General features: G+C 42.8%; 3 protein-coding genes and 1 pseudogene. 1 reads left to right on the plus strand and 3 read right to left on the minus strand.

From position 1 onward, the window contains the following. Positions 1-353 precede the first annotated feature (353 nt). Entirely contained in the window at positions 354-611 is a 258-nt protein-coding gene (locus tag AC6I5A_RS14190; RefSeq protein ID WP_034617515.1) for a hypothetical protein, read from the plus strand. Positions 612-644: 33 nt separating this feature from the next. On the opposite strand, the gene AC6I5A_RS14195 is transcribed toward AC6I5A_RS14190, so the two are convergent. The 3 genes and pseudogenes from AC6I5A_RS14195 to AC6I5A_RS14205 all read right to left on the minus strand — a co-directional run. Further along, positions 645-3,398: a phospholipase D-like domain-containing anti-phage protein gene (locus tag AC6I5A_RS14195; RefSeq protein ID WP_034617518.1), complete on the minus strand. Its 2,754-nt coding sequence runs from the start codon at positions 3,396-3,398 to the stop codon at positions 645-647. Positions 3,399-3,624: 226 nt separating this feature from the next. Next, positions 3,625-5,085 carry an ATP-binding protein gene (locus AC6I5A_RS14200; RefSeq protein WP_497900788.1) on the minus strand — a complete coding sequence of 487 codons (1,461 nt, stop codon included), beginning with the start codon at positions 5,083-5,085 and terminating at the stop codon, positions 3,625-3,627. Between the two features lie 77 nt (positions 5,086-5,162). Next, a pseudogene (locus tag AC6I5A_RS14205) lies at positions 5,163-5,954 on the minus strand (DNA methylase); the annotation flags it as partial.

A 5,954-nucleotide genomic window follows, 5' to 3' on the forward strand; every position in this document is an offset into this window, starting at 1 on the left:
CTTTTTAGGCTAGCGGAAACAACTGTTAATATAGGAGGTAACCGAGCATGCTGAACACTCTGTAATACCTTTCCGGCGCTTGGCCACATTTATCCCGGTAAATAATTACTCCTAATCTGACATGGGTTGTGGACAGTGCCAGCCTGGGGAAAAGCTATTTGGGGTCTGTCTAAAAAGAGCTTTTCCCCAGGCTTTGGACAAGTCTAATTATAAGTATTCTTTGGGGTTGACTTGCCCACACTGACCACAACCCCGACGATTGCATGGGGTCATTCTTATTCTGCGCGCATCTTGTTGTTGGTAATGAGATGTCAATGTACAGCTAATATGTAAAGGTGGGGTGTAAAGTTTCTGTGGTCACACCGTTCATTTTCGACGGTCATGGTGAACAATTAATAGCGGTCAAAGTGTTTTTCACGCCGGAATATGCACAAACAAAGATCGAGCTGCTGCTCAGCTTCGCATTGCGGCCGTTTTGCTTCGCAAAATCGGCCGTTTCACTGTGCCATATGCAGGTGGCTCTCACCATCAACTCAATGGCTCTATTTTACGGATTATGTGGCTCTATTTCAGAAGATTTGGTGGCTCCACCACTGCGTAATATTCAGTAATTTCTGAACTTTATGGAAGCGCAGTAATCCTGCTTACCTCCAGCCATCAAGCAGACACTTCCGCTTTTCGCTTCCGCTTAAAACAACCCTACAGTCTTCCCAGTTTGTGTCATTGACTGCTTGCTTATGATATTTGATTTCAAAAGGATGTTGCATTGGCACTGCATCAATAATCTTTCCGGCCTCGGCTTTTTTGCCCATTGCCACCTGTACCCAGACATCCTCCAACATATCGGGCAGCTGTCCGAAAATATCGCTGATGTTGTGCAAGCGTTTCGAAAGCATGGAATGAACCCGATCTTCAACTGAGCCCTTATAGCGCATATTGTAGATTAGTACCTGATCGTTTTGCTGACCAATTCGCTGAATCCGACCTTTTCTTTGTTCCAACCTGGTAGGGTTCCAGGGTAAGTCCAAATTGATTAAAGTTCCGAGTGTTTGCAGGTTTAAACCCTCCGAAGCCGCTTCTGTACCAACAAGAACCTTAATTTCTCTTAATCTGACCATTCGCTTGATGTCCTCTTTGGTGTGCCTATGATACTTTCCATCACGAAGAATCCCAGATTTTTCGCCTCCAGCATACAGACCAATGGCTGCGCCCTTTAAATCATGGGATAGATTTTCAGCCACCCAGTAGGATGAATCATAGTACTGGGAAAAAATAATACAGCCCTTGTCTTTGAAACCCTTGTTCGTAAGCAAATCTAACACCAAAGCATATTTCGGGTCTTTGTCATTGTTTTCATCAAGGGTCTTGATAAAACGGGCTAGCGCGTCTCGCTCCGCTTCAGTAATATCCTTAACCGCACTCGCATTCTTGTTGTTTGCTTGTGCATTATTTCTTATGGTATCTGTAGTGAAATAGTCATCATCTTCCTCGAAAATGTCTTCGTCAGTATTTCCCCAGTTCATCATTTTTTCTGCAGTTTTGCGTCCGGCCAGCATCGTACTGCCAACCCGCTTCAAAAGAAGTGTTTCAATAAAACCGCTGCCCCGCACCCGTTTCCCGAGCAGTTCGCAGAACTCTTCCGCACATCGATAGGCGTCTTGCAGATATGGCGGCAGCTGTATCCCTTCGCTCTCTGATTCACCCATTAAGCTAACTTCAATCTTTTTAAGATAGGGCTCACCGGTCTCGGGATTATTGTTGTTTTCCAAAAAATCTCTTGTTCGCATAATGATATGGCGAATGAAGGGGTTATGGTTTTGCATAAACCCGCCCTCGAAAATCCTGCTCACTTTACGGCCTTCCGGAGTGCTGTGCATGGCCTTGATCTGCTCCGGCTTGATGATAAAATTATCCTCTTCCATGCGCAGCCGTTTTCTTATGCCCCCAAAGTTAAGCTCATCTTCTTCAGCGGGCGGGAATGGATTGCGCAGCCACTCACATTGTTCCAGCCATTCTGCCGGAGAGTCTCCGATTTTTGCCTTGCCCATAATCAAATCAAGCGTTCGCTTCGGATCTTTTCGCCACTTGCTTAAATCACTGCCCAGCACTGAATTGTTTTTCTGGGACAGAATGTTAAGCAAATCCCAGGCTTCGATCGGGTACATTTGCACGGGCGTTGCGGTTGCAAGTAACATACTATGTGTTCTGAGTGATATTTTTAAGAGAAAGTCGTATAAATTGTTGGGGTCAGGCTTTAAATATTCTTTATCTTCACCCAAGTTCTTACGCCGCGCCCGGTGCGCTTCATCTACAATGACGCATTCATATTGCATGGCGAGTAACTGCTCCGAATATTCAGCCCGGCCATTTACGAGAATACCCTGCGAGATTATCCCCACTCTGCGGGGGCACTTGCGTATATCGTCTGACGGGGGATACTTAATCCCATTTTCGTCAACCCACTCTTTGCCATTATAAACCGCAGAAGGCATATCCAGCAGAGTTCTCATTTCATCTTGCCACTGCCAGATCAGCGTTTTAGGCACAATAATGAGTACCGCTTTGTTACCCCAGAGAGCCATAAGCTGAGCGGAAAGAGCAAGTTGAACTGTTTTGCCCAGCCCTACTTGGTCAGCAAGGACAAATCTTGCGCCATATGCTTTTCTGTGATTTCTGAAAGCCATATCGACAAAGTATTTCTGATGCTGCCAAAGCCCAAGTTCCTCACGATAAACAGGTGCTTCGACAACAGCCTGGGCCGGTTCGGGCATCTCCCGCCACTTTGTAAGCTCATCGATTACTTCTCTCGCCGCGATACGCCCGATATCCTCCATAACGAAGTCGGACATAGGAATCGCTGCAGGATGCTGCCAGAAATAATCAAACTCATTTTGCACCCACTCTATGGCCTCGGGCGAGTTATCTTCCCATAACATTTCATAATTCAAGCGCCAAGCGGATAATGTTTCATTCACACTGCCAATAAAAGAGGTTTTGCTTCCATCTGCAAGTGTTATCACTCCTGCCTTACCATGAATAAGTCCAAAAACGTTATTCGGCAGTACTTTTATTACCAGCTTGCCACTTTTCATAAGCTCATATAAACGCTGCAAACGGGGGGTTGCCGAGGCATACACCTTCTCCGGTTCGTTTTCACACCACTCACGCCGTAAGGCGGCAGCGGCAGCCGTTGCAGTCACACAATCTTCTTTTTCTATTTGAGAATTACAAATTAAACGCACCTTGCCGCTGATACTTTCGATGGCTTCGCCGGCAAATTCCAGGATTGACGAACTAAAATAACCGGCGATGCGGTCATAACTCGCCGCGTTTTGCAACTTGTCAGCTAGAAACTGTCTATCCAGACGCGTCTGCCTGGAAGAATAACGGTTGATCATTTCAACACCTCGTATAGTTCCTCCATATCAACAAATGATTAATCCATGTTATTCGCGTCACAAATCTTCAATTTATTTATATTTGCCTTTTATTTAGTAACACTTTTGCAAATGATCTGCAAACGAAATTGCCCAAATCCAGTTAATGAAATCCCTTAAAAATCAAGCTCTTAACGAATATTTGAATCTATGAATCGACATATCTGCAAATGACCTGCAAATGAAATTACGCCCAGAATGGTATGTATTTATAATATCTCTGGTTCGTATCAGATTCCAACAACTTGATAAGGCCATGCTCAGTAGCGTCTTTTATTATACGTGAAGCGACTGAAACATCCTTATCATTTAAGCCAAATCTTTGTCTCAAGGACATGTTTGTCATGAATTCCCTATTCACGTATTTCAAACAGGTATGTAAATAGCAAGCCCTGCGCTTATCCTCTTTGCTCATTTCTTTAAAATCAATGTGAGCTAACAAAATGACTTTAGTGTGTTCCTTTGTGACCTCAATAATTGGGGCAGGCAATTGATAAAACTCAGTTTCTGATACTACCTTGTCAAATCCACTACCTCTTTCTTCACAGACACCAATTCTTCTCATGAATGATGCTAATTCTTCATTTCTTGATTTTGGTGGAGTATCAATGAATCTTTCAGAGTTCACTAATGGTTGGCCCGGATTTGTTATTTCCATTCTATTCGAGAATATTTCCAGCATAAGACCAGTTCCTCTAATTGAAAAATCCTGATGAATTAAAGCATTAGCTACTAATTCTCTTACTGCCAGCTCTGGATACATTGGAAGATCTTGTCTCAGAGCTTTACCAATCACTTCGTTACGGGGCAACAGATTATTGATAAACCCAATAAGCCCTTCAAACCCTGAAGCATAGCCTTTGCCACCTTCTTGTTCTCTTATTGTCTCAATTCGACTGTTACCTTTGTATTGGATTACTCTAACATTTTTTCTTTTTAGTAGTTTAAAATCAGATAATTTCTTTGCAAAGAGAATTGCCCCGAGATTTGTTATATCCCAACCAGCAGCACTATTTTGAACGATCAAACCCTCTTTACTTAGTTTTTCAATAATTCTTTTCCTGCCTTCCGGCAAAGGCATTTTTAATAGCTCAAAGTAAGCCGGATAGTCAATAAAGTTAAGAACTTCACTCTCAGTCAAATGGTCCTTTGCTATCTTTTCTTCATAACTAGTTTGGTCAAAAGCTCGCCAGAGCTCTCGTTCTATTTCAGGGAAATCCTTAAGCAACTTTTTATATGATCCAATCCGAATGTATTCACTCCCTTTAAACTGTACCGGCTTTCCAAATGCCTTTTCTAATTCTAAAATCACAATATTTTTGTGATTAAATAATATTTCGTAGAACCTAAAGAAAATTCTTGGAGCTAATAACCTGAGCAGCCAGCTTTCGAGCTCTTCATTTCGCACCTTTGCTTCACTCGGTTTAAAATCAGTTCCAACAATGTCATGGGTTTCATTATTGATCCCCCATATCAAATAAGCATTTGACTTACCTGCTAACGTAGCTGAATTGCTAAGGGCTGAAATATATTCTCCAATTTCATAAGGATTGTCATTATTTACTTTGAATTCAAACCATACAGTCTCTTTAGGCAATGAGGTTAACTCCTTTACCAAGCTTATTAAATATTCTTCAGTTCTTGGCAAGATTATCACCACCCATATTTTTATTCTCAGAATCCCTAAATTTGAAATCAAACTGTATATGGTTCCGGAAATCCTAGTTACACGCCGTCATTGCTGATCAGCTCTTTTAAGATCATCGCCACAGCAGCTTCCTTTTCCCAATGGCTCATATTGCTAATGTGTTCAAAGGTTGCGATATAGCCCAAAAACTCAATAATTAGCTTGCGTCCATTCCCATCATACGTCGGAACTTCGTTTTTAAGCCAGTTTTTACCGGCCGCTACGTTATTATCGTCCTTGCTTGCCAAGTAAAGAGCCATAAACACATTGCGAAGCAGTGTTCCTGCAAAGCCGTCACCCCTGATATTGCGACCAGCCCACTCGCCCGCTGTCTTAAACCTAGCGCGGTTTGCCCTGGTGTTTTCCATAAAATCCTTATATTCATTAACGCCAAAGCCTCTGGCCAGTTCTTGATAGGCTGATACTAGATAGATGTTTTTCTTTTCAAGCTCCAGCCCCTTGATATAGAGCTTCTCCTCTGCGGATAACGACCTCCACGTTAACGAGTCAAATTCACTGGGTATGAGTTGGTCGTAGGCAATCTTTTTAGCGCTCTCAATTACTTGGGCGACGGGTGAAAGTTCACCATTTTTCTTCACTCTGGAGAGCTCATAGGCAACATCAATGTCCTCGATATTATTATAAGATGTCAGCACTTTAAGCGAGGCCGCATAAGCAGCTAAGATATAATCCGCATCCGCAAAGTTTGGCTCCTCTTTATCATCAAGGCGCTGCATACTCCTTATCTGGGCTTTTACCTCGTCTTCGACCTCAGGCATTATTTCATCCAAAAAGGCTGTTTTTTCACTTTTCCTTTTGCGCAGCACAAG

The sequence above is a fragment of the Desulfosporosinus sp. Tol-M2 genome, assembly GCF_059735615.1.

Bases quoted from the DNA above. Each gene is read 5' to 3' on its own strand.
- AC6I5A_RS14195 (WP_034617518.1), bottom strand. From the start codon at position 3,398: ATGATCAACCGTTATTCTTCCAGGCAGACGCGTCTGGATAGACAGTTT.